Annotated in this window: 21 protein-coding genes and 1 riboswitch; of the genes, 13 read left to right on the top strand and 8 right to left on the bottom strand. The window is 67.4% G+C overall.

Annotation, left to right across the window (positions count from 1 at the left end):
* The first annotated feature begins 66 nt into the window (after nt 1–66).
* From AC1RPL_RS01110 to AC1RPL_RS01085, 6 genes are all read left to right on the top strand, one after another.
* Nucleotides 67–1581, top strand: a complete 1515-nt coding sequence (locus AC1RPL_RS01110) for a class I adenylate-forming enzyme family protein (protein ID WP_493067416.1) — start codon at nt 67–69, stop codon at nt 1579–1581.
* Nucleotides 1578–2351 carry a thioesterase family protein gene (locus AC1RPL_RS01105; RefSeq protein ID WP_493067415.1) on the top strand — a complete coding sequence of 258 codons (774 nt, stop codon included), beginning with the start codon at nt 1578–1580 and terminating at the stop codon, nt 2349–2351. Before AC1RPL_RS01110 ends, AC1RPL_RS01105 begins: the two co-directional genes overlap by 4 nt.
* Nucleotides 2352–2474: 123 nt before the next feature.
* Entirely contained in the window at nt 2475–2900 is a 426-nt protein-coding gene (locus AC1RPL_RS01100; protein WP_493067414.1) for an EF-hand domain-containing protein, read from the top strand.
* A 95-nt stretch (nt 2901–2995) separates the two neighbouring features.
* Nucleotides 2996–3715, top strand: a complete 720-nt coding sequence (locus AC1RPL_RS01095) for a response regulator (protein ID WP_493069058.1) — start codon at nt 2996–2998, stop codon at nt 3713–3715.
* Between the two features lie 115 nt (nt 3716–3830).
* Nucleotides 3831–5219 carry a sensor histidine kinase gene (locus AC1RPL_RS01090; RefSeq protein WP_493067413.1) on the top strand — a complete coding sequence of 463 codons (1389 nt, stop codon included), beginning with the start codon at nt 3831–3833 and terminating at the stop codon, nt 5217–5219.
* 321 nt (nt 5220–5540) lie between these two features.
* The gene (locus AC1RPL_RS01085; RefSeq protein ID WP_493067412.1) at nt 5541–6953 is read left to right on the top strand and encodes an eCIS core domain-containing protein; all 1413 of its coding nucleotides are present in this window, start codon (nt 5541–5543) and stop codon (nt 6951–6953) included.
* Nucleotides 6954–7046: 93 nt separating this feature from the next.
* Here the strand turns inward: AC1RPL_RS01085 and ndk are convergent, their stop codons facing one another.
* Both ndk and AC1RPL_RS01075 read right to left on the bottom strand, forming a co-directional pair.
* Entirely contained in the window at nt 7047–7469 is a 423-nt protein-coding gene (gene ndk / locus AC1RPL_RS01080; protein ID WP_493067411.1) for a nucleoside-diphosphate kinase, read from the bottom strand.
* A gap of 306 nt (nt 7470–7775) precedes the next feature.
* Nucleotides 7776–8216 carry a DNA polymerase III subunit chi gene (locus tag AC1RPL_RS01075; protein ID WP_493067410.1) on the bottom strand — a complete coding sequence of 147 codons (441 nt, stop codon included), beginning with the start codon at nt 8214–8216 and terminating at the stop codon, nt 7776–7778.
* Nucleotides 8217–8336: 120 nt separating this feature from the next.
* Between AC1RPL_RS01075 and AC1RPL_RS01070 the strand changes: the two genes are divergently transcribed.
* The 4 genes from AC1RPL_RS01070 (at nt 8337) to rsmA (ending at nt 13956) form a co-directional block, all read left to right on the top strand.
* On the top strand, nt 8337–10661 hold the full coding sequence (locus tag AC1RPL_RS01070) for an LPS-assembly protein LptD (protein ID WP_493067409.1): 2325 nt from the start codon (nt 8337–8339) through the stop codon (nt 10659–10661).
* A gap of 94 nt (nt 10662–10755) precedes the next feature.
* A complete protein-coding gene (locus AC1RPL_RS01065; RefSeq protein ID WP_493067408.1) occupies nt 10756–12144 on the top strand; it encodes a peptidylprolyl isomerase in 1389 nt (462 codons plus the stop codon).
* A 4-nt stretch (nt 12145–12148) separates the two neighbouring features.
* Nucleotides 12149–13144 carry a 4-hydroxythreonine-4-phosphate dehydrogenase PdxA gene (gene pdxA / locus AC1RPL_RS01060; RefSeq protein WP_493067407.1) on the top strand — a complete coding sequence of 332 codons (996 nt, stop codon included), beginning with the start codon at nt 12149–12151 and terminating at the stop codon, nt 13142–13144.
* Nucleotides 13141–13956 (top strand): 16S rRNA (adenine(1518)-N(6)/adenine(1519)-N(6))-dimethyltransferase RsmA, encoded by an 816-nt coding sequence (gene rsmA / locus AC1RPL_RS01055; protein WP_493067406.1) that lies wholly within the window; start codon nt 13141–13143, stop codon nt 13954–13956. Before pdxA ends, rsmA begins: the two co-directional genes overlap by 4 nt.
* Before the next feature lie 73 nt (nt 13957–14029).
* On the opposite strand, the gene AC1RPL_RS01050 is transcribed toward rsmA, so the two are convergent.
* Together AC1RPL_RS01050 and AC1RPL_RS01045 are read right to left on the bottom strand one after the other, a co-directional pair.
* The gene (locus AC1RPL_RS01050) at nt 14030–14548 is read right to left on the bottom strand and encodes a tetratricopeptide repeat protein (RefSeq protein WP_493067405.1); all 519 of its coding nucleotides are present in this window, start codon (nt 14546–14548) and stop codon (nt 14030–14032) included.
* 29 nt (nt 14549–14577) lie between these two features.
* On the bottom strand, nt 14578–15762 hold the full coding sequence (locus tag AC1RPL_RS01045) for an RsmB/NOP family class I SAM-dependent RNA methyltransferase (RefSeq protein ID WP_493067404.1): 1185 nt from the start codon (nt 15760–15762) through the stop codon (nt 14578–14580).
* 321 nt (nt 15763–16083) lie between these two features.
* On the opposite strand from AC1RPL_RS01045, the gene purT reads away from it, so the two are divergent.
* Nucleotides 16084–17253: a formate-dependent phosphoribosylglycinamide formyltransferase gene (purT, locus tag AC1RPL_RS01040; RefSeq protein ID WP_493069057.1), complete on the top strand. Its 1170-nt coding sequence runs from the start codon at nt 16084–16086 to the stop codon at nt 17251–17253.
* Between the two features lie 47 nt (nt 17254–17300).
* Here purT and AC1RPL_RS01035 read toward each other — a convergent pair whose 3' ends face one another.
* Nucleotides 17301–17894, bottom strand: a complete 594-nt coding sequence (locus AC1RPL_RS01035; RefSeq protein ID WP_493067403.1) for an NADPH-dependent FMN reductase — start codon at nt 17892–17894, stop codon at nt 17301–17303.
* 74 nt (nt 17895–17968) lie between these two features.
* Between AC1RPL_RS01035 and AC1RPL_RS01030 the strand changes: the two genes are divergently transcribed.
* Nucleotides 17969–18346, top strand: a complete 378-nt coding sequence (locus AC1RPL_RS01030; RefSeq protein WP_493067402.1) for a winged helix-turn-helix transcriptional regulator — start codon at nt 17969–17971, stop codon at nt 18344–18346.
* A 9-nt stretch (nt 18347–18355) separates the two neighbouring features.
* Here the strand turns inward: AC1RPL_RS01030 and AC1RPL_RS01025 are convergent, their stop codons facing one another.
* The 3 genes from AC1RPL_RS01025 to AC1RPL_RS01015 all read right to left on the bottom strand — a co-directional run bounded on the left by AC1RPL_RS01025 (nt 18356) and on the right by AC1RPL_RS01015 (nt 20912).
* Nucleotides 18356–19393: a phosphatase PAP2 family protein gene (locus AC1RPL_RS01025; RefSeq protein WP_493067401.1), complete on the bottom strand. Its 1038-nt coding sequence runs from the start codon at nt 19391–19393 to the stop codon at nt 18356–18358.
* A gap of 83 nt (nt 19394–19476) precedes the next feature.
* Nucleotides 19477–20400, bottom strand: a complete 924-nt coding sequence (locus tag AC1RPL_RS01020; protein ID WP_493067400.1) for a cobalamin-binding protein — start codon at nt 20398–20400, stop codon at nt 19477–19479.
* A complete protein-coding gene (locus AC1RPL_RS01015) occupies nt 20397–20912 on the bottom strand; it encodes a hypothetical protein (protein WP_493067399.1) in 516 nt (171 codons plus the stop codon). The genes AC1RPL_RS01020 and AC1RPL_RS01015 overlap by 4 nt, the downstream gene beginning before the upstream one ends.
* A gap of 194 nt (nt 20913–21106) precedes the next feature.
* A riboswitch (cobalamin riboswitch) is annotated at nt 21107–21327 on the bottom strand.
* Nucleotides 21328–21550: 223 nt separating this feature from the next.
* Here AC1RPL_RS01015 and AC1RPL_RS01010 point away from each other — a divergent pair.
* The gene (locus AC1RPL_RS01010; protein ID WP_493067398.1) at nt 21551–22372 is read left to right on the top strand and encodes an alpha/beta fold hydrolase; all 822 of its coding nucleotides are present in this window, start codon (nt 21551–21553) and stop codon (nt 22370–22372) included.
* The last annotated feature ends 44 nt before the right edge of the window (nt 22373–22416 follow it).

Here is a 22416-nt window from a genome sequence, read left to right as displayed (position 1 = left end):
CGGTTAAGCCATTTTTCGAAAATTGCGTATGGCGTTCGCAGCTGCGCTCTTCTAGCCTCGGCACCGATGGGGCAAGAATTGAACTCGGCGGCGCTGCTCGCCAGCGACTTCGCGTCGCTTTCCGACCTGATCCGCGCGCACGGCATCGAACGGCCCGACAAGCCGGCGATGATCTGCGAGGATCGCAGCATCTCCTATGCCGAGCTCGACGCGATGCTCGGCCGCATCGCCGCCGCGCTCCAGCGCGAGGGGCTGGTCAAGAACGACGCGGTCGCGATCCTCGCCGCCAGCTCGATCGAATATGGTTGCGCGTTCCTCGGCGCGCTTCGGGCGGGCTGCGTACCCACCCCGCTCCAGCCCTCGGCCACCCCGGCGCAGCTCGCCGCGATGATCGCCGATTGCGGCGCCAAGGTCCTGTTCCTCGACGCGATGGGTGCCAAGGCGCTCGGCGACATCGCCATCACGGCGAAGCGTGTCATGCTGGACGATCCCAGCTTCCTCTCCCCCGAGGGCAGCAAGCCCGCTCGGATCGAAGTCACCCCCGACGATCCCTTCAACATCATCTACAGCTCGGGCACCACCGGCACGCCCAAGGGCATCGTCCAGCCCCAGTCGATGCGCTGGCTCCACATCGCCCGCGCGCCCGGCGGCTTCGGCAGCGCGGTGACGATGGTCGCCACGCCGCTCTATTCGAACACCACCCTCGTCAGCTTCATCCCGACGATCGCCTGGGGCGGCACCGTGGTCCTGCTCGCCAAGTTCGACGCGCACAGCTTCGTCAGCCAGGCAGCGAAGCACCGCGCCACCCACGCCATGCTCGTCCCCGTCCAGTACCAGCGGATCATGGCGCTGCCCGACTTCGACAGCTTCGACCTGTCCAGCTTCCAGCTCAAGACCTGCACCAGCGCGCCTTTCTCCGCCGCATTGAAGGCCGACATCCTCGCCCGTTGGCCTGGGCTCCTGGTGGAATATTACGGCATGACAGAAGGCGGCGGCACTACCGTGCTGGTCTGCAACGCCAATCCGACCAAGCTCCACACCGTCGGCGTGCCGCTGCCGGGCCAGGACATCCGCCTGATCGACGAGGCGGGCGTGGAAGTCTCCCAGGGCGAGATGGGCGAAGTCGTCGGCCGCTCGGGCGCAATGATGACCGGCTATCACGGCCGCGCCGAAGCCACCCGCGACGCCACCTGGCACGATGCCGAGGGCAACCGCTTCATCCGCCACGGCGATATCGGCCGCTTCGACGAAGACGGCTTCCTGATTCTGATGGACCGCAAGAAGGACCTGATCATCTCGGGCGGGTTCAACATCTACCCCTCGGACCTCGAGGCGATCCTGCTCGAGCATCCCGGCGTCACCGATGGCGCGGTGATCGGCATTCCTTCCGAGCAATGGGGCGAGACCCCGCTCGGCTTCTACACCGGCCCCGCCGAGCCCGCCGAGGCTCTTGCCTGGTTCAATGCCCGCGTCGGCAAGACCCAGCGCCTCTCGGACCTGATCCACGTCGACGAACTCCCCCGCAGCGCAATCGGCAAGGTCCTCAAGCGCGAGCTGCGCGACCGGCATCTCGCCGCGTGACGCCGCTCGCCGAGATCATCGCGGGTGCCGCGCGCACCGGCACCGGCTTCACCACCGCCATTCCCGGCGACTGGATGCAGGGGCGAACTGCTTACGGGGGCCTATCCGCCGCGCTCGCGCTCCAGGCGGCGCTGGAGGTGGAGACCGACCTGCCCCCGCTCCGCTCTGCGCAGGTCGCGTTCATCGGCCCGCTCGCCGGCGACGTCAACGTCACGGCCACCAAGCTGCGCCGCGGCCGCAACGCCGCCTTTATCCAGGCAGACGTCGTCTCCGAAGCCGGCCTCGGCCTGCGCGCCACCTTCGTCTTCATGGCGCCGCTCGCCTCGACCATCGCGCACGACACCGCCGAGCGCGGTCCGATCCCGCCGCCCTCGCCCGACGCAAAGCTCTACACCGGCCCCGACGACTTCTTCACCGGCAACTTCAACTTTTGCGACCACAATCCCGGCACCGGCCCCGCCGAGTGGCTGCGCTGGGCGCGCCTGCGCGCCCGCGACGGCCTTCACCCGTTCGTCGAGCTGATGGCGATCGGCGATGCCCTGCCACCCGCCGCGTTCAAGCTGCTGGAAGAGAGGCGCAGCCCGCTCAGCTCCCTGAACTGGCAGATCAACTTCCGGGATTCCGTCCCCGCCACCACCGACGGATGGTGGCTGCTCCACGCCAGCTCCGCCTCCGCGCGCGACGGCTATTCCAGCCAGCGCATGGCGATCTGGAACGCTGCGGGCGAACCCGTCGCCGAGGCGATGCAGGGCGTCGCGATCTTCGGCTGAAATCCGAGGCTGAGACAATTTGCGACAACTTCCCGGAGGTCTGACAAACCCCTGCGACAGCCGCCGGCGAGAAGCAGAGCCTGTCAGGGGCTTGGGCTCCTGAAGCACAGGAGTTGCACCCTCATGAAGAAGTTCCTCCTCGCCGCCGCCTTCGGCGCGACCTTGCTCGCCGCCCCGGCCTTCGCGCAGGACGCTCCCCCGCCACCGCCCGCCCCCGGCGGCGGCGCCATGTTCGAGCGCCTCGACGCCAATCATGACGGCGTGATCACCAAGGACGAGTTCAACACCGACGTCGCCGCGCGCTTCGCCCGCCTCGACACCAACAAGGACGGCAAGGTCAGCGACGCCGAGCGCGAAGCTGCCGGCCGCGGCGGCGGCATGGGCATGCGCGGCATGACCGGCGACGTGAGCCTCGCCGACATGCAGGCGCAGGCCCAGACCCGGTTCGACCGGCTCGACGCCAATCACGACGGCAAGATCGACAAGGCCGAGATCGATGCGATGATGTCCCGCATGCGCGATCGCCAGGGCGGCTCGAGCAACAACTGAGCCAGGCCCGGATCTCGCCCGGGCGGGCACTTGCCCCCTCGCCCGCCCGGGCACCCCTCTTGTATTGCGGCGCCCCCATGACCTACGAACCCGACATGTCGGAAACGCCGCACCTCCTGCTCGTCGAGGACGAACGCTCGATCCGCGAGCCACTCGCCCAATATCTCACCAAGCAGGGCTTCCGGATTACCCAGGCCGGCGATGCCGAGGGCGCCCGCGCCCGCATGGCCGCCTATTCGATCGATCTGGTGGTGCTCGACATCATGATGCCCGGCGAGGACGGCCTGTCGCTCTGCCGCCACATCCGCGAGACCAGCGACACGCCGGTGATCCTCCTCACTGCCCGCGGCGAGGAGACCGACCGGATCGTGGGCCTGGAGATGGGTGCCGACGATTATGTCGTTAAGCCCTTCTCCCCGCGCGAGCTCGCCGCCCGCATCAAGGTGGTGCTGCGCCGCCTCCAGGCCGGCGGCACCCGCCAGCATGCGCCCGACGCGGGCAGCTTCGCCTTTGCCGGCTGGGTGCTCAAGACCGGCGAGCGCGCCCTTGTCGACCGCGAAGGCGTCTCGGTCCCGCTCTCGACGGGCGAATATAATCTCCTCCACGCCCTGGTCACGCGCCCGCGCGCCGTGCTCACCCGCGACCAGCTGCTCGACCTGACGCAAGGCCGCGAAGCCGCCGCCTTCGACCGCGCGATCGACAACCAGGTCAGCCGGCTGCGCAAGAAGATCGAGATCGACGCGAAGAACCCGGCGATCATCAAGACCGTGTGGGGCGGCGGGTACACGCTGGCGGCGGAAGTAACGCGGCTTTGAAGCCAGCCAAATCCGTCACCCCGGCGAAAGCCGGGGCCCAGGGTCACAAGCGACGCCGCCCTTGGCTCTGGGTCCCGGCTTTCGCCGGGATGACGATTGAAGGGATGACGGCCGCATGACTCGCCTCTTCCCCCGCTCCCTACCCGGCCAGATCGCCCTCCTCGTCGCGGTCGCCCTGTTCGTCGCCCAGGCGATCAACTTCGGCCTGCTCGTGCGCGAGCGCCAGGGCGCGCGCTTCGCCCAGGTGATCGTCCCCACCGTCACGCGGCTGATCGACGCCGCCGAGCGGTTCGGCACCCCGGTGAACCCGCGCCCCGAGCCCCCCGCCGGCCCCGGTGGCCGCGAGCCGCGCCGCCCGTCGCGTGGCGGCCGCGTCGATCTTGTTCCTGCCAACCCCATCCCCGCCGAGCTCGAGCGCCGCCCCGATGTCGAGCGCGATCTGCGCCAGGGTCTCGTCGATGGCGGCGTGCCGGTCGGCCAGGTCATCGCGGTGGTCCGTCCGATCGACGCCAACCGCCCGCTGCTCAAGCGCATGGACCCGGCCCGCGCCGATCGCCTTCGCCGCATGGGCGCCGAGCTGATGGTCGCGGTCGAATTGCCCGGCAAGGGCTGGCTGTCGCTCAGCTCGGCCTGGCCGCGCAGCGAACGTAACCTGATCTGGCAGCTGCTCGCCCAGACATTGATCCTCTATATCGTCGTGCTCGTGCCCGTGCTCTGGGCCGGGCACCGCATCGCCCGCCCTCTGCGCAAGCTCGCCGAGGCGACGCGCGCCTTCCATCCGAACGACGGCGCCGATCCGGTCGAGGAGAGCGGGCCCAGCGATGTCCGCGCGGTGATCGCCGCCTATAATTCGCTCAGCACGCGCGTCACCGCGATGCTCGACGAAAAGGACCGCATGCTAGGCGCGATCGGCCACGACCTGCGCACGCCGCTCGCTGCGCTCCGGGTCCGCATCGAATCGGTCGAAGACGACGAAGACCGTGCCCGCATGGCCGACACGATCGACGAGATGAACCGCACGCTGGACGACATCCTCAGCCTGGCGCGGCTGGGCCGTCCGAGCGAACCGGCCACCGATGTGGACTTGTCCGCATTGATCGACGCCGTGGTCGAGGATTTCCGCGACCTCGACCAGGACGTCACGTTCGAGGAGGCGCCGCGTCTGCGCATGCACCTGCGCCCCACGCTGATGCGCCGCGCGGTCCGCAACCTGATCGAGAACGCGATCAAATATGGTGGCGCCACCGAGGTCCGCCTGCGCTCCGATGACCGCAGCGTCCGCATCGAAGTCTGCGATCGCGGGCCCGGCATTCCCGCGGAGAAGCTCGAAAAGGTGTTCGATCCGTTCACCCGCCTCGAAGAATCGCGCAACCGCGAAACCGGCGGCGCCGGACTGGGCCTTGCGCTCGCCCGCGCTATCGTCCGCGACGCGAGCGGAGAGATCACCCTGGTCAACCGTGAAGGCGGCGGCCTGGTCGCGACGATCGTGCTGCCGCGAACCTAGCGCACGCTCAGTCTCCATCGTCACCCTGAAACTGTTTCAGGGTCCAACCCTCCACAGACGATATCCCGTGCGGTTCCTTGGATGCTTAAACGAGCTCAGCATGACCAAGTAACTGGCGCTACTTCCCTGGACCGTTCCAGGACGGCGACGTCGGAACGCCGCCAACCGCGCGACCTTGCGCAGTTTCATGTCGATCATCTCGTGAAGGCCATCGCTCACGCCCTGGCGCGAAGCCGGGTTACAGGATCGCCGACGCGTGCTATTGCAGATCCAGCAGGTCTCGCGATGCGGGGCTCGATGGATCGAGGCAGACGGATCAACATGGCCGGTCGCGTTATCCAGGGGCGTATGCGCCCGGCCTTCATGGGCCCCGCGATCCAGCGCCATGCCACGTCTTCAGCCGCCAGCAAGCCTGTCGCGTCGGTCGGCCCGCCAACGCGCATCGGCCCGCCTTCGCCAACCAGCGGCGTCACCCAGCAGCGCCCGGGCGCCGTCGCGATGCGGCACGGCGGACAGGGCGAGTCCTTCGCGGTCACCGACGCGGTGCTGCGCACCAATGGGCCGGGCAAGGTGCTGCCGGACGCGCTGCGCGCGCAGATGGAAAGTGCCATGCGGACCGATTTCTCGGCGGTGCGGATCCATGTCGGCCAGCAGGCCCAGAGCATCGGCGCGATCGCCTTCACCACCGGCAACGACCTGTATTTCGCGCCAGGCCAGTATCAACCCGATACCCCCGCCGGCCGCGAGCTGATCGGCCACGAGCTGGCGCATGTCGTGCAGCAGCGCCAGGGGCGCGTTCACAATCCCTTTGGCGGCGGCGTCGCGGTGGTGCAGAACAATGCGCTGGAAGCCGAAGCCGACGCGATGGCCCGCCGCGCGCTTGCCTGGCGCCCGCCCGTCGCGCAGGCGGGGGCGCTCCAGCCCAAGCGCGTAGGCCCACCGGTCCGCACGCTCCAGCTCAAGCGTGTCGGGCCGCCGAGCCGGGCCACGATTCAGCGGATGATGGGGGCACCGGGTCCGCCGGGCGGCGGCCATGGCGCGGTATGCCCGACCTGCCTCGATCCTACCTGCCATTTCGGCAGCAAGTGCTTCAACGGCAAGCGCAGCAAGTATTCCACCCATCAATATGGCGGGAAGAGGCGCGACCAGAAGCGTCTGAGCCAGAAGTACAGCAAGCCGGTATCGGGCGACACGCACCAGGCCGAGCATCCCTTTGGCTTTGCCGTGCTGCGCGGCGACATCGACGGCACGCGCGGCGAAGGCAAGGTGATGCGCGAGATCGAGCAGACCGCGCCCGCCTATCAGGAACATCACCAGTCGCACCGCGACCATATCGGCACGGGCTCATCGAACTCGCGCGGTTTTTCCGGTCTCAATTCCGGCGAGTATCGCGAATGGACCGGCCAGGCGCTCGAGGCGCACAACCCGGATGATGCCATGGCCATCAACCTGATGGATTATGCGCACATGGATCGCAGCGGTGCCAATCCGATAGAGCTGCGGCAGGCGGACGACTCGTTCAACCTGATGGCGCGCAACATGGGCCAGATCCCGATGGGCCAGGGAGGCCAGATCGTGATGCTCCCCGCGCCGACGGATGCGCAGCGCCTCAACATGCTGATCGACCGCTGGACGATAAACAATCGGCGCCAGCCCACGCGCCTGGATGCGTACAACATCGCCGAGGCAAACGGGCTCACGGCGACCTGGTACGCCCAATATGGCTTTCTCTGAACCGACCTGTCCGGTCGTCGACATTCGCACACACGAAAAAGGCCGGGGCAATGCCCCGGCCTTTTGCATCCAGATCGGTGCAGATCGTGGCGTTTAGCCGACGATCTCTTCCGGCTTGAAGAAGAAGGCGATCTCGATCGCTGCGTTCTCTTCGGAATCCGACCCGTGCACGGTGTTCGCCTCGATCGACTCGGCCAGCTCCTTGCGGATCGTGCCGGCATCGGCGTTGGCCGGGTTGGTGGCGCCCATGATGTCGCGGTTCGCCTGCACGGCGTTCTCGCCCTCGAGCACCTGCACGACGACGGGGCCCGAGATCATGAACTCGACCAGGTCGTTGAAGAAGGGGCGCTCGCGGTGGACGCCGTAGAAGCCCTCGGCCTGCTCGCGGCTCATCTGGATGCGCTTCGAAGCGACGACGCGCAGGCCGGCCTCCTCCAGCATCTTGGTGACGGCGCCGGTGATGTTGCGGCGGGTGGCATCGGGCTTGATGATCGAAAAGGTCCGGGTCGCGGCCATGGCCGTGCGGCTCCTGCTTTTGAGGGTTTGGAAAGTCGCGGCTCCCTAGTCCGGAGATGCGCGCGATGCAAGCGCCGCCTGCTTTCCTACAGGCCGATGTTCTGCCATTGTTCTCCTCCGGGCTCTTTGAACCGTGAAGATTGTGCGATGAACATGCGGACTGCGTGGCGGCCCTGCGCAAGCTTCCGCGTCCAAACCGTCCGCTGATGCAACACTCTCAGGGAGAGCGAAGCGTATCGAAAGCGAGCGTTGGCAAGCGTCGGTGCGGCCGAACGTCGCGAACTTCCGCATTCGCAAGTGTCCGCTTCAGGCAGCTTTCTCCCAGCGCCCCTGCTCGTTCTGCTTCCAGTAGTTGCGCTCCACGCCCTCACGGTCGGCCAGCGCCTTCCAGGCGACTCGCGCCTCGGCGATGCGGTCCTCGTCGAAGAAGTGGAAGGCCCGGTCAAAGCCCAGCGCCTCCTCGCGCCACATGCCATCGGCCAGCGCGATGTTCCTGGCGCCATTGGCCGCCACGGGGTCACCGGCGATCAGCACCGGCTGGCGGTCGTCATCGGGCCCGCCCGCCTGGCCGTGCGGCAGGAAGCTTTCCGCACTATAAGTCCATAGCAACTGGTCGAGCTTGGCCCGCTGGCTCGCCTCGCCAGCGACGATCAGCAGCCGTCCGCCGGTCTCGACCACGCGTTCGGCGATCCGGGGTAGCGCGCGTTCCAGGGGAAGTTGCGTCAGATGGTAGAAATCGACCTGCATGGCTCCTGTTAGCGCTTCCGTGCGTTCGGGCCAACGCACGTGACGTTGCGGTGGCGCAACCGCTGGGATAGGGCGGGAAACGCCGCGTGCACGGGAGTTGAGACAAAGGTGGGAATCGAAGTGACGCGCAAGGCCTTGCTGCTGTCGGCCGCGCTTGGCCTGTGCCTGGCGACCGAGGCGCGCGCCCAGCAGGCGACCGAGACACTACAGACGTCGCCCCAGCCTGGGCTCCAGACGGCACCTGCCCCTGCGCCGACTCCAACGGCCGGCCCGGACCTGCAGACGCCCGCGATCGAGCCGCCACCCCTTTCGCCCACCGCGCTGCCCGAGGGCGACGACCAGATCCAGTTCACTTCCGATCTGCTCGAATATGACGATCAGCAGCAGGTGATCACCGCCACCGGCGACGTCCGCCTCTATCGCCGCAGCGAGCGGCTGCGCGCCGACAAGGTGGTGTGGAACCGCAATACCGGCCAGGTCGTGGCCGAGGGCAATGTCGTCATCGTTAATCCGCAGGGCGACAGCGCCTATGGCGACAAGGTCCAGCTGACCGACAGCCTGAAGGACGGCGTCGTCGAGAACATGCTGGTCGTGCTCGATGCCGGCGGGCGCATCGCCGCACAGCGCGGTGAGCGGCATGAGGATGGAAGCTTCACGGTCGAGAACGCCGCCTACACGCCCTGCTCGGTCACCGATTCGGACGGTTGCCCGAAGGAGCCGTCATTTAAGGTCACCGCGAACCGGGTGATCTATGACCCCGGCAAGAAGCGCCTGCGCTATTCGGGCGCCCGCGTCTCGGTGTTCGGCTTCGCGACGATCCCGCTGCCGGTCTTCTCGCATCCGATCGGCGGCGACAGCGCCAGCGGCTTCCTGTCGCCCGATCTGCGCTATAACCGCACCAATGGCTTCCAGTTCGCGCTGCCCTATTATTACAATTTCGCGCCCAATCGCGACCTGACCGTCACACCGCGCATCTACACCAACGTGCTGCCGATGATGCAGGCCGAGTATCGCGAGCTCAATTCGCTCGGCGCCTTCCGCGTCGCCGGCTACGGCACCTATAGCCGCCGTGCCGACGACCTCAGCGTGCCGGTTACCCCGGCCACCTCGAAGAACGATTTCCGCGGCTATCTCGATGCGGTCGGCAATTTCCAGCTCGATCCCAACTGGAGCGCCAGCGCCTCGTTCCGGCTGACCACCGATCGCACCTTCCTGCGCCGCTACGATATCTCGCGCGACGACAGGCTGCGTAACAACTTGCGCGTGGAACGCATTGATCCGGATAGCTATTTCTCGATAAACGCCTGGGTCGTGCAGACGCTGCGGGTGGGCGAGCGCCAAGGTCTGCAGCCCTATGCCCTGCCCGAGATCGATTATCGCCGACGGATGGACGATGGCATCGTCGGCGGGCGGCTCGAGTTCCAGCTTAACTCGCTGGCGATCGGCCGGTCCGACGGGCAGGATTCGCAGCGCGCTTTCGCCAGCGCCCGCTGGGATCTGCGCCGGCTGACCAACTGGGGCCAGGAGATCACGCTCACCGCCTATGCCCGCGGTGATCTCTACAACGCATCGGATACGTTGCTCACGACGGTTGTCAGCTATCGCGGTGAGGATGGCTTTCACACCCGCGGCATCGCCGCCGGTGCGGTGGACGTGAAATGGCCGCTGGTCGGCTCGTTGTTCGGCGGCACCCAGCGCATCACCCCGCGCTTCCAGGTGGTCGCCTCGCCCAAGATCGCGAACCTCGAAGTGCCCAATGAGGACGCTCGCGCGGTGGACCTCGAGGATTCGAACCTCTTCGCGCTCAACCGCTTTCCGGGCTATGACCGGTTCGACGATTCCACCCGCTTCACCTGGGGCCTCGACTACGCGCTCTATCTGCCCGGCTTCAGCATCGAGGCGAATGTCGGCCAGAGCTATCGCATTTCGTCGCGCCCCACCCTGTTCCCGGACGGGACGGGCCTCACCGACCGGGTCTCCGACATCGTCGGCCGCACCGTGGTGCGTTTCCGCGACTTCATCAGCTTCTCGCACCGCTACCGGCTCGACAAGGACGGCCTCGCCTTCCGCCGCAACGAAGTCGATGCGACAATCGGCTCGCGCTCGACCTATTTCACGCTCGGCTATCTGCGCCTCAACCGCAATATCGGCCCGGCGCTGGAGGACCTGCAGGATCGCGAAGAGGCCCGGGTAGGCGCCCGCGTCCAGATCGCCCGCTTCTGGTCGGTTTCGGGCTCGACGCTGGTCGATCTCACCGATCGCAACGAGGATCCGCTGTCGCTCGCCGACGGGTTCGAGCCGGTGCGCCACCGCCTCGGCATCACTTATGAGGATGACTGCCTCCGCCTCGGCCTGACCTGGAAGCGCGACTATGCGACCACGGGCGACGCGGCGAAGGGCAATTCCTATCTGTTGACGCTGGCGTTCAAGAACCTCGGGCGCTAGGCTTTGCGGTGAGGGGAACCGCCGGTAAGCCTAAGTTCAGGCACAATTGGCCATTAAGCGCCACTCTCCGGCAGATTTGAGGGTACGGAATCACGTGAACATTGGTGTTACCAAGGCGATCCGCGCAGGCCGCTTGTCCGTTCTTGCGCTCGCGATCTCCAGCCTCGCGTCGGGCGCGATGGCGCAAACGGTTTCCGAGCAGCCGAAGCCGCAGTCCCAGGACGATGCCGCTGCGGCGCTTGCGGCGCAGCTCAACCTTCCCCCTGATCTCAAGATCTTCGGCAAGGCCGATCCCAATGTCCGCAAGCCCACGGCGATCGTGAACGACACGGTGCTGACCGGCACCGACGTGGAGCAGCGGCTGAACCTGATCATCGCGCTCAACAAGCTCACGTTGAAGCCGGAGGAGCGTGACCAGTACCGCTTCATGATCCTGCGCCAGCTGATCGACGAGACGCTACAGATCCAGGAGGCCAAGGCCAACGAGATCACCGTCGACGCCAAGGAAATCGACCAGAGCTTCGGTTCCGTCGCGCGGCGCCTGCAGAAGACGCCCGAGCAGCTGCGCACGTTCCTGCGCCAGGCCGGCGCCTCGGAGCGCTCGATGCGCAAGCAGATCGAGGGCGAAATTGCCTGGAACCGCGTGCTGCGCCGCAAGGTCGACATCAACGTCAGCGAGGAAGAGGCGAACGCAGTGATCGCGCGCCTCAAGGCCGCGCAGGGCAGCGAAGAATATCACGTCTACGAAATCTACATGAACGCCACGGACGACCGTAAGCAGGAAGTCTATACGGGCATGCAGCGCATCCTTCAGCAGATGAAGGAAGGCGCGCCGTTCGACTATCTCGCCAAGACCTATTCGGAAAGCTCGACCAAGGGCCAGGGCGGCGACCTCGGCTGGGTCCGTATCGCCCCAGGCATCCTGCCCGACGAGATGGCAAAGGCAGTGGAAGAGATGTCGCCCGGCCAGGTCGCCGGCCCGATCCCGCTCTCGACGGGCTTCTCGATCGTGTACCTGGCGGACAAGCGCAAGGTCGGCATGGCCGATCCGCGCGGTGCCAAGTTGTCGCTGCGCCAGATCACCATTACCTTCGCCAAGGGTACCACCGAGGCGCAGGCCACGGCGCGCGCCGGCCAGTTCGCTGCCGCGACCCAGGCGATCAAGGGCTGCGGCGATGCGGCCAACGTGGCCGCCGCGCAGAATGCCGAAGTGGTCGAGAAGGACGGTATCGTGATCGGCGATCTGCCGCCGGCCCTCCAGAACATCATCCTGCCGCTCCAGGTAGGTCAGGTGACCCAGCCCTTCGGCACCGTCGAAGACGGCGTGCGTGTGCTCGTCGTCTGCGGCCGCGACGATCCGCCCGTACAGGGCCTGCCCTCGGTGGACCAGGTCAAGAGCGAGATCGAGGACCAGCGCGTCAATCTGCGTGCGCAGCGCATGCTCCGTGACATCCGGCGCGACGCGCTGATCGAATATCGCTGAGGCAATGATCCGGCCGCTCGCCATATCGATGGGCGATTCGGCCGGAGTCGGCCCAGAAATCACCGCCAAGGCCTGGAAGGCGCGCGAGTTGCACGCGCTCGCGCCCTTCTTCGCCATTGGCTGCCCCGCCGCGGTGGAGAAGGTGTGGAACGGCCCCGTCGCCCGCATCACCAATCCCGACCAGGCGGCAGCCGTCTTCGGCTCCGCCCTGCCGGTGCTCGCCGTGGGAGATACCTGCGAAGTCACGCCGGGCAGCCCCGATGAGGAAAGCGCCAAGGCGGCGCTTCAGTCGCTCGAGCTGGCAGTGGGCCTGGCCAATGCCGGCGCGGCCGGCGGCGTGGTCACCGGACCGGTCTCCAAGGTCCAGCTCTACAAGATCGGCTTCACGTATCCCGGCCAGACCGAGTTCGTCGCCGAACGTTGCGGCATCGCGCCCGAGAACGCCGTGATGATGCTCGCGGGCCCGACGTTGCGCGTTGTGCCGATCACGGTGCACGAGCCGCTTGCCCGCGTGTCCGAGCTGCTCACCCTCGAACTGGTGCTCGCCAAGGCGCGGGTGACTGCCCGCGGCTTGCTGCGCAACTTCGGGATCGAGCGCCCGCGCCTCGCCTTTGCGGGCCTCAATCCACATGCCGGCGAGAGTGGCGAGATCGGGCGGGAGGAGATCGACATACTCCAGCCCGCCATCGCCAGCCTCCGCGAGGAAGGGATCGACGCGATCGGGCCCTTCGCCGCCGATGCGATGTTCCACCCCCGCGCCCGCGCCGGCTATGACGCAGCGCTGTGCCCTACCCACGATCAGGCCCTGATCCCGATCAAGACGCTCCATTTCGACGAGGGCGTGAACATCACCCTCGGCCTGCCCATCGTCCGCACCTCGCCCGACCACGGCACCGCCTTCGGCATCGCCGGCAAGGACGAGGCCAATCCCGGCGCGATGATCGCCGCGATCAAGATGGCGGCGAGCGCGGCACAGCGCAGGGCAGACGCCGCGGCGTGACCAGCCTTCCGCCTCTCCGGGAAGTCATCAGCAAATACGGTCTCAGCGCCAGCAAGGCATTGGGGCAGAATTTCCTGTTCGACCACCAGCTGCTCGCCCGCATCGCCAAGGTGCCGGGCAAGCTGGACGGCGCCGAAGTGTTCGAAGTCGGCCCGGGCCCCGGCGGCCTGACCCGCGCGCTGCTCGAAGGTGGTGCCAGCGTGACCGCGGTGGAGCGCGACCGGCGCTGCATCCCGGCGCTGGAGGAGCTCGGCACCTTCTTTCCCGACAAGCTCCGTGTCATCGAAGGCGATGCGCTGGAGGTCGATGCGCCTTCGCTGTTCGAGGGCAAGCCGCACGTCGTCGCCAACCTGCCCTATAATGTCGGCACCGCGCTGCTGGTCGGCTGGCTGTCGGCCGAGTGGGAGCCATGGTGGGCCAGCCTCACCCTGATGTTCCAGAAGGAAGTCGCCGAGCGGATCGTCGCGCCTGCCGGTTCCGAACATTATGGCCGGCTGGCGGTCCTCGCCCAGTGGCGCTCCACGCCCAAGATCGCCATGAACGTCCATCGCTCGGCCTTCACCCCGCCGCCCAAGGTGATGTCGGCGGTCGTCCATATCGTGCCAGCAGAGGCCCCGCAGGGCGTGAAGCTGAAGACGCTGGAGAACCTCACCGCCGCTGCTTTCGGCCAGCGCCGCAAGATGCTGCGCCAGAGCCTGAAGGGCGTGCCCGGCGCGCTTGCGGCTATGGAGAACCTCGGCATCGATTCCAGCCGTCGTGCCGAGACGGTGCGCGTGGAAGAATTCGTTTCGCTCGCCCGGACGCTTGGCTGAGCCTGAGAAAGAGCGGCGGAACACCGATCCGCGTAAAGACCCAGCCAGACGAAATCCTACATTGCAAGCCCGATCAGTTCGGCTTGACCGCCGGTGTAGGCGTAGCGCTGGGCATCGGGTCGGCCTGCGCCGTCGTCACCGGCGGGCCCTTGGCGATCACGGCAGTGAGCTGGGTCGCGTCGCTGCAGCCCTTGGCGCAGAGCTTCTGGATCTTGGCGAGGTTCTCCTTCGCCCGCTCCATCGCGCCCTTGGCGACCATCGCCTCGCCCTGGCCGCGCAGCGCCGCGGTGTCGTTGGGTTCGAGGCTCAGTGCTTCGCGGTAGAGGCGGATCGCCTTGCCGGGCAGACCTGTGCTGCGGGCGATCTCGGCCAGGGTGATGAAGGCGTCGCGGTTGCGCGGATCGACGGCGAGCGCGCTTTCCAGCAGATCGCCGGCACCCTGGACATTGCCGCCCGCAAGCGCGGCGCGGCCCTGCTTGACCAGCTCAACCGAGCGGGGATCGATCTGATTGTCTGCCCGCTGTGCCATCAGCGACGTGGAAACCGAGAGCAGCATCAACGCACCGGCCGCCCCAATCGCAGTGAAACGCATCACATTCTCCGAAATCTTGCCCCGCGCTATCATGGCCGGCGCATCCTCGCGACAAAAAAGCCGTCGGTCGAGTCCCTTAGCGGGGTGAAGCGAAGGCCGGACCCACGCGGCGCGCCGGCGCCGAGCGACAGCGGCTCGGCGGTCCAGCCTGGATGCCGGTCGAGGAAAGCCGCTGCCTGCCCTGCCCCTTCGGCATCGAGCAGCGAGCAGACGACATGAACGAGCGCGCCGCCCGGGCGGACAAGGTCGGCAGCAATATCGAGCAGCGCCGCCTGCGTCGCGACATAGCGATCGAGCCGCTGCGGATTGAGCCGCCAGCGCGCCTCTGGATTGCGGCGCCAGGTGCCAGTGCCCGAACAGGGCGCGTCGATCAGCACGACGTCGGCGCGGCCGGTCTGGTCGGCCAGCATCGACACTTCCTGGTTCGGGTTGAGCAGCCTTGTCTCGACGATATTCACCCCTGCCCGCTCGGCGCGCGGCATCAGGCGGGAGAGCCGGGGGCGGTCGATATCGCAGGCCAGGATACTGCCGTGGTTCGCCATCGCCGCGGCGAGGGCGAGGGTCTTGCCGCCGCCGCCGGCGCAGAGATCGATGACGTGCTGACCGCGCTCGACGCCCGCCGCCAGGCTGACGAACTGGCTGCCGGCGTCCTGCACCTCGAGCGCGCCGTCCTTGTAGGCGACCAGCTGCTCCACCGGCGTGTCCGAGGGCACGCGCAGGCCGGCGGCGAGGCAGGGCAGCGGCACCGAGCCGGAGATCTGGGCCTGGATTGCCGCGGGATCGGCCTTGAGCGTGTTGACGCGGATATCGAGCGGCGCGCGCTCGAGTAGCGCGGCCTGCTCGTCGGCATCGAGGTCCGATGCGGTGAAGGCCTCCGCCAGCCAGGCCGGCAGCACGCCTGCTTCGGCGACGGGCTCACCGGGGGCGATCGGCGCGGGGCCATAAGGCGAGCCGTCGAACAGATCGGCGAGTTCGGGGCGCTTCGCCACCAGCGCCAGCATCGCCGCACGGCCGCTCTCGGGCCGCTCGCCGAGCATGCGGACCGCGTCATAGACCAGCTCGCGGATCGCGCGGCGGTCCTTGGAGCCGGCATAGCGGCGCTCGGCGAACCAGCGGGCGATGATCGTATCGGCCGATCCACCCTGGTCGCGGGCAGCGGTGGTGATCCGCTCGAGCAGGTCGATGGCGGCCTGGAGGCGGGCCGAGGGGTTCATGATGTTAAACCGGTCGGTTGAGCATTATGTTGACTCCGTTGACGCGCTACGCGGGTGCGCAAGGCGGCAAGGGTCGGGGAAGTCAGGCTCGGCATCCCAAGACCGAAAGCAGAACATTTCCTACATTGGTAGCGGAAACTTGCATGCCGGTGCCTAGAGTGCATCGTCACCCTGAACTTGTTTCAGAGTCCAACTCTCCACGAAGGGTGTCGCTTGGGGCGCGTTGGATGCTGAAACAAGTTCAGCATGACGGCTCAGGACAATGGACAAAATCCGCGTAGCGCTTCAGTGCTGCGCCGTTCCATCATCGAAGGCAAGCACATGGCGTTCACGGCGAAGATCCTGCTTCTCGGCTCGGGCGAACTCGGCCGCGAGTTCGCGATCTCCGCCAAGCGGCTGGGCGCCTATGTGATCGCGTGCGACGCCTATGCAGGCGCGCCGGCGATGCAGGTGGCGGATGCGCATGAAGTGTTCTCGATGCTCGACGGCGCGCTGCTGCGCGCCGCGGTGGAGAAGCACCGGCCCGATTACGTCGTTCCCGAAGTCGAGGCGATCCGCACCGAAGTGCTGGCCGAGCTGGAGGCCGAGGGCTTCACCATCGTGCCCTCCGCCCGCGCCACCCAGATGACGATGAACCGCGACGGCATCCGCGAAGTCGCCGCAGTCGAGCTGGGCCTGCGCACCTCGCGCTATCGCTACGCCGAGAGCCTGGAGGAAGTGCTGGCCGGCGCCGAGCACACCGGGCTCCCTTGCGTGATCAAGCCGGTGATGTCCTCGTCGGGCAAGGGCCAGAGCACGGTGCGCGACGCGGGCGCGCTGGAGGCGGCCTGGGACTATGCGGTGGCGAACATGCGCGGCGACCGCAAGCGCGTGATCGTCGAGGAGTTCGTCGCCTTCGACTATGAGATCACGCTGCTGACGATCCGCACCCGCGACGGCGTGATCTTCTGCCCGCCGATCGGCCACCGCCAGGAACGCGGCGACTATCAGGAAAGCTGGCAGCCCGCCGCCATGTCAGCCTCCGCCATTGCAGATGCGCAAGACATGGCGCGCAAGGTGGTCGACGATCTGGGCGGCTATGGCATCTTCGGGGTGGAGTTCTTCGTGAAGGGCGAGGACGTGATCTTCTCCGAGCTCTCCCCCCGCCCCCATGACACCGGCATGGTCACGCTGATCTCGCAGAATCTGAGCGAGTTCGACTTGCATGCCCGCGCCGTGATGGGGCTGCCGATCCCGAAGGTGGCGCTGCGCGGGGCGTCGGCTTCGGCAGTGATTTTGGCGGACCGGGCTTCGGAGACTTTGTCCTACGAAGGGATGGCAGAGGCGCTGGCGACGCCGGGGGGCGAGGTGGACGTGCGGATCTTCGGCAAGCCCAATTCGCGGCCCTATCGGCGGATGGGCGTGGCGCTGGCCTTGGCGGGCGATACCGATGAAGCGCGGCGGATTGCGGCCGAGGCGGCGGCGAAGGTGCGGATTGGCTACGGGGACTAGCTGATGGCAGACGAGCTGGTGTCGCCACCAGCTCGCCCGCAGGCGCGTCAGGCCCCGGCTGCCTTTGCAGCCATAGTCGCCCCGGCCCACCAGACCAGTTCGTCGAGCGCGGTCTTTGCCGAAGGAAGCAGGCTGGCCTCGATCTCCTCGATCGGCTTGTTGCCGAACGCGGGGTGCACCGCCATGAAATCGCCGCCGCCGATATGCACTGCGGCGTGCGTGGAAACCATCTGCAGTTCGATGGCGATCATGCGCAGATGCTCGACGGCACGCACCGCGCCAGTGCCGCCATAGCCTATGGCGGTGAAAGGCTTGCGGCCCCATTCCTTATAGGCCTGGTCAAGCGCATTCTTGAGTGCGCCGGTGATCGAGTGATTATATTCGGCTACGACGAAGATATAGCCGTCGAACCGGCCGATCGTCTCCTGCCAGCGGATCGCCTCCGGACTCTGGCTCGGCATCCAGAGATTGGAAGCCATCTCGTCGAAGAACGGCAGCGGGTGATCACGCAGATCGACCACTTCCACGTCCAGGTCGTCGCGTGCCTGCGCCTGCTTCAGCATCCATTGCGTCGGCGCGTCGGCGTAGCGCGTGGGCCGGGTCGAGCCCACGATGATGGCGATGCGGGGCTTAGCGGTCATGGTAACCTCATGTATGTTGGTTTCTTGAGGAAACCTGATTACTAGGAGGTGTCACCACCCAACAAGGAGGCACCTTGTCGACACCAGATAACCATACGGATACCGCCCGCTGCGAACATATCAGCCGGCTACTGGCGCGGATCAGCGACAAATGGACGATGCTGGTGGTGCGCGTGTTGGGCCGAGGCCCGCTGCGCTTCAATGCCCTGCGCCGCGAAGTGGGCGAAATCAGCCAGAAAGTGCTGGCATCGACACTGCGCGAACTCGAGGAAAACGGCTTCGTCTCGCGCACCGTCACGCCGGTTACGCCACCGCAAGTCGAATATGCGCTTACCGACCTCGGCCGCGAATTCCTGCAGCCCGTGCAGACCTTGGCCGAATGGGTGCTCGCCAATTCTGCCAGAATGGACATTGCGCGCGCGGAATATGCGGAGCGCCGGGCCCGAGACTAAGGCGATCGCCTATTGCCAGGCGATGTCACGCGCGGGCGCGTGATGCGCAAACCGCCCCACCAGCCACGCAGCGCCAACCAGCCCCATCCCCGCCATCACCGCCCCGATCAGCATGTCCGACAGATAGTGCGTGCCCTCGACGGGCACCGACAGCAGCATCGCGATGCTCAGGGCGATCATCGGCCAGCGCAGGTTTCCGCTGCGCCAGGCGGTCGCGATGTAGAGCACGCCCGAGGCGGTGTGGAAGCTCGGCGCCGATACCAGGCCGCGCAACTCGTTGAGGTTGACCTGGGTGAACTGGTGGGTGCGCAGCACCGGGATGAGGGTTTCCTGCCAGATCGCGCTGCTCGGCATATAGGGGATCGGCCCCTTCCACAGATAGCTCAGCGGGCCGACGGCGGGCATGAAGATATAGGCCGTCAGCGTGAAGATGGCGGCGAGCCAGAAGGCGGCGATGAAGCGGTGCGCCTCGCGGCGCTGGCCGCGCAGGGCGAAGGCGCCGAGCAGCGCCGCCGGGATCACATAGATGCTCTGATAGGCCGCAATGCCGAGCAGTTGCAGGCTGCGGTGGTTGGCGGCGGCTTCGTACCAGGCGAGCCAGTCGAAGTGCAGCGCCTCGTCGATCTGCTGGAGCCAGGAATCCGCCCAGCCATGCGACAGTGCCGCCAGCGGATAGGTGCTGACTGCGCCGGTCAGCGAGATCGCCATGAAGAAGCCGACATATTGGGCGAACTCGGCGCCCGGCCTGGCCCAGCGGAACCGGGTGCGCGCCAGCAGCGGCTTGAGTGCGAACAGCAGCGCGAGCGCGACGAAATAGGGGGCGTTGGCGGGGCGCAGCAGGTCGACATGGAGCCCGGCCTTCCACAGCAGCGCGACGCACACCGCCAGGCTCAAGGCGAGCGCGCTCCATAAATGCACGGGGGCGAAGCCGTCGGATGCGGCCGCGCCGTGCGCCGACGGATGGGCAGACGTCTCGGGCGCTGCGCTGGGAAGCGGTCGACGAAGGGCATGGGCCGGCAACGGGCCGAGGCGATCAGAACTGGACACTGTCCGCCGTGGTAGCGATTTACCGAAGCGGCGCAATCACATCGGCCGGGGGCGATCGTGCCAGTCAGGGCCATTGCCGGCGGCTAGAAGCGCTCCCAGCCCATCCCGCCCAGCGCCGGCGTGCCCGCCCAGGCATCGAATATCTCGGCAAGTATCTCCGCGGATTCGACCAGGCGCGGGCCCGGCCGGTTGAAGAAATGATGGCCGTCGGCAACATAGACCTGTCCGCGGCGGACCGCGCCGATGCCGGCCCAGCGCGGATCGCCGACGACGGCGTCGATGTCGGCGCGGCTCTGCGGGATCTGGTAGCCGCAGGGCATCAGCACGATCACGTCGGGGTCGCTTTCCACGAACACGTCCCAGTCGAGCCAGGGGGAGTGCTGGCCAGGAGTGACGTAGAGCGGCGCGCCGCCGGCGATCTGGATGAGCTCGGGGACCCAGTTGCCCGCAGCCATCAGCGGGTCGAACCACTCGATCGCGGCGACGCGTGGAGTGGCGCCGCGCCGGGCCGAGCGGGTGCGGATGGCTTCCATCCGGCGATCGAGTCCGAGCAGCACCTTCTCCGCGGCGAATTCGCGGTCGGTCGCGGCACCGACGGCGCGGATGTCGCCCCATACGTCGCTCAGATTGTCGGGGGCGAGCGAGAGCAGGGTCGGCGCCATGCCCTGCCAGGCGCAGAGCGATTCCTCGAGGTCCGCCGGCGTGACGGCGCAGACCGCGCACTGCGTCTGGGTGAGGATCAGGTCGGGCTTGAGGCTGCGCAGAAGCTCGGCATGGACTTCGTAGACCGACAGGCCCTGGCGGACGATCTCCTGCACGCGCCGGTCGATCTCGATCGAGGTCAGGCCCTTTTCGAGCTTGGTGGCAGTGCAGACCGGCAGATCGCGGACGAAGGGCGGGAAGTCGCATTCGTGCGAGCGGCCGACCAGCGCCGGGCCGAGGCCCAGGGATACTGCGACTTCGGTCGCGCTCGGGAGGAGGGAGACGATCCGGGGAGACACGCTCATGCGGCGGCGCGCGGCGCGGGCGCCCAGCCGGGGGCGAAGCGGAGGACGGCTTCGCGGATCACGAGCAGGCCGGCGAACCACAGCGCCTCGTTCCTGGCGAGCAGCAGGACGATCGCCTGGGTGAAGGCGCCGGTGCCGCCGCCTGCCAGGCCGTAGAGATAGAGGGTCAGCTCATAAGCGACGAAGCCGAGCACCGCCGCGCCGAGCAGCGGCAGCAACGCGCCGGTGCGGCCGGTCGCCACGCGGATCACGGCGAAGGCAGCCAGCGCGGCCAGGCCGATCGCGGCGCCCCAGCCCAGGGTCGAGGCATCGAGGGGATAATCGAGCAGCGTGAAGCCGATCGCCTGGTTCGCGGCCCAGGCGACGAACACGGTCGCCAGCCCCTCGCGACGGGGAAGCGTGGATGCCGCCATCGCGGCGAGCGCGACAAAGGGCATCAGGCAGGCGGCAACCAGGCTGCCCGCTACCGTGGCGGCGGCAAGTGCAGCCGCCCATGCGAGGCTGCGTTCCATGCGCAACATGCGTCTTCATTCCTTCGGCGCCGAGCAACGAAGGCGACGGGGCCTGCCGCGCGCATCAGCGAACGGCGGCGCACGCGAATGGGAGGGCGCTTGTCCCCCGTCCGGCGCACCGTTGCGGCCCCTCGCCGCTAGGGTTCGTCGCTCAGACGGAAGGACCGTGCCCGGGCCATTCCCTGGACCAGGACAAGAGCGACCAGACGCCGGCAGGTCTCCTGGCTCGCGGGTCGATGCAGGCTGCACGGCCTTCCCGGAGTGAACTCCAGTGGCCGCTCCCTCGGATGGGGAGCGAAGCGCAGCATACTCACCGCTTACAGTTGCAGGGACAGCCGCGGAGTTGGACGGATCGCTCCGCCCGCACCGCATTCCCTTTGAAGCCCTTTCGGGCACCGGCGCGATCAATGCGAAGCGGCTGGGCCGCTCCACGGGGTGGGGATAGACCAGCCATGCTGCACTGCGCAAGCGGACCGGGCCTCCAAAGCGTCAGCCGGGTCACCCCATAATGGCTAGGCCGGTGGACTGGCTTGGGGTGCGGGCCCAAGGTCCAGCAGGCGTAGACCTGCGGGGATCGGCGAGATGGCCCCATGCAGGTGCAGGGAAGACGGTTTCGCCTTTCTCGGAAAGGATGGACCATGGCTACCGTGACCACGCAGGACGGCACCGAGATCTTCTACAAGGACTGGGGCAGCGGAAAGCCGCTGTTCTTCCATCATGGCTGGCCGCTAAGCGCCGACGATTGGGACAGCCAGATGACGTTCTTCCTGGCCCAGGGCTACCGCGTGATCGCGCATGACCGCCGCGGGCATGGCCGCTCGACCCAGACCGACAAGGGCCATGACATGGACACCTATGCCGCCGACGCCGCGGCGGTGGTCGCCAAGCTCGACCTGAAGGACGCGGTCCATATCGGCCATTCGACCGGCGGCGGCGAAGTGACGCGCTATGTCGCCAAGTACGGCAAGGGCCGCGTGGCCAAGGCGGTGCTGATCAGCGCGATCCCGCCGACCTTCATGCAGTCCGCACGCAACCCCGACGGCGTGCCCAAGGCCGTGGTCGACGGCATCCGCGACGGCACGGCCTTCCACCGCGCCCAATTCTACCAGGACATCACCATCCCCTTCTACGGCTTCAACCGCGAGGGCGCGAACGTCTCGCAGGGGATCCGTGACAATTGGTGGCGCCAGGGCATGATGGGCGCGGCGATCGCGCATTGGGAATGCGTGCGGGTGCTGTCGGAGACCGAGTTCTACGACGACCTGGCAGCGATCGACGTACCGGTGCTGGTGATGCACGGCGAGGACGACCAGATCTGCCCCTTCCCCACCACCGGCGCGCGCTCGGTCAAGCTGCTCAAGCACGGCAAGCTGATCTCGTACCCGGGCCTGCCGCACGGGATGCCGACCACGCATGCCGAGATCATCAACCGCGACTTGCTGGCGTTCATCAAGAGCTGAGGCGGCCCGGGGCGGAGCATGGCGGCCTGCCATGCTCCGCTGCC

Source organism: Sphingomonas sp. GW821-FHT12D09, from assembly GCF_058807215.1.
The sequence above is the reverse complement of the archived record's forward strand: the minus strand, read 5'-3'. Positions and strand labels throughout refer to the sequence as shown.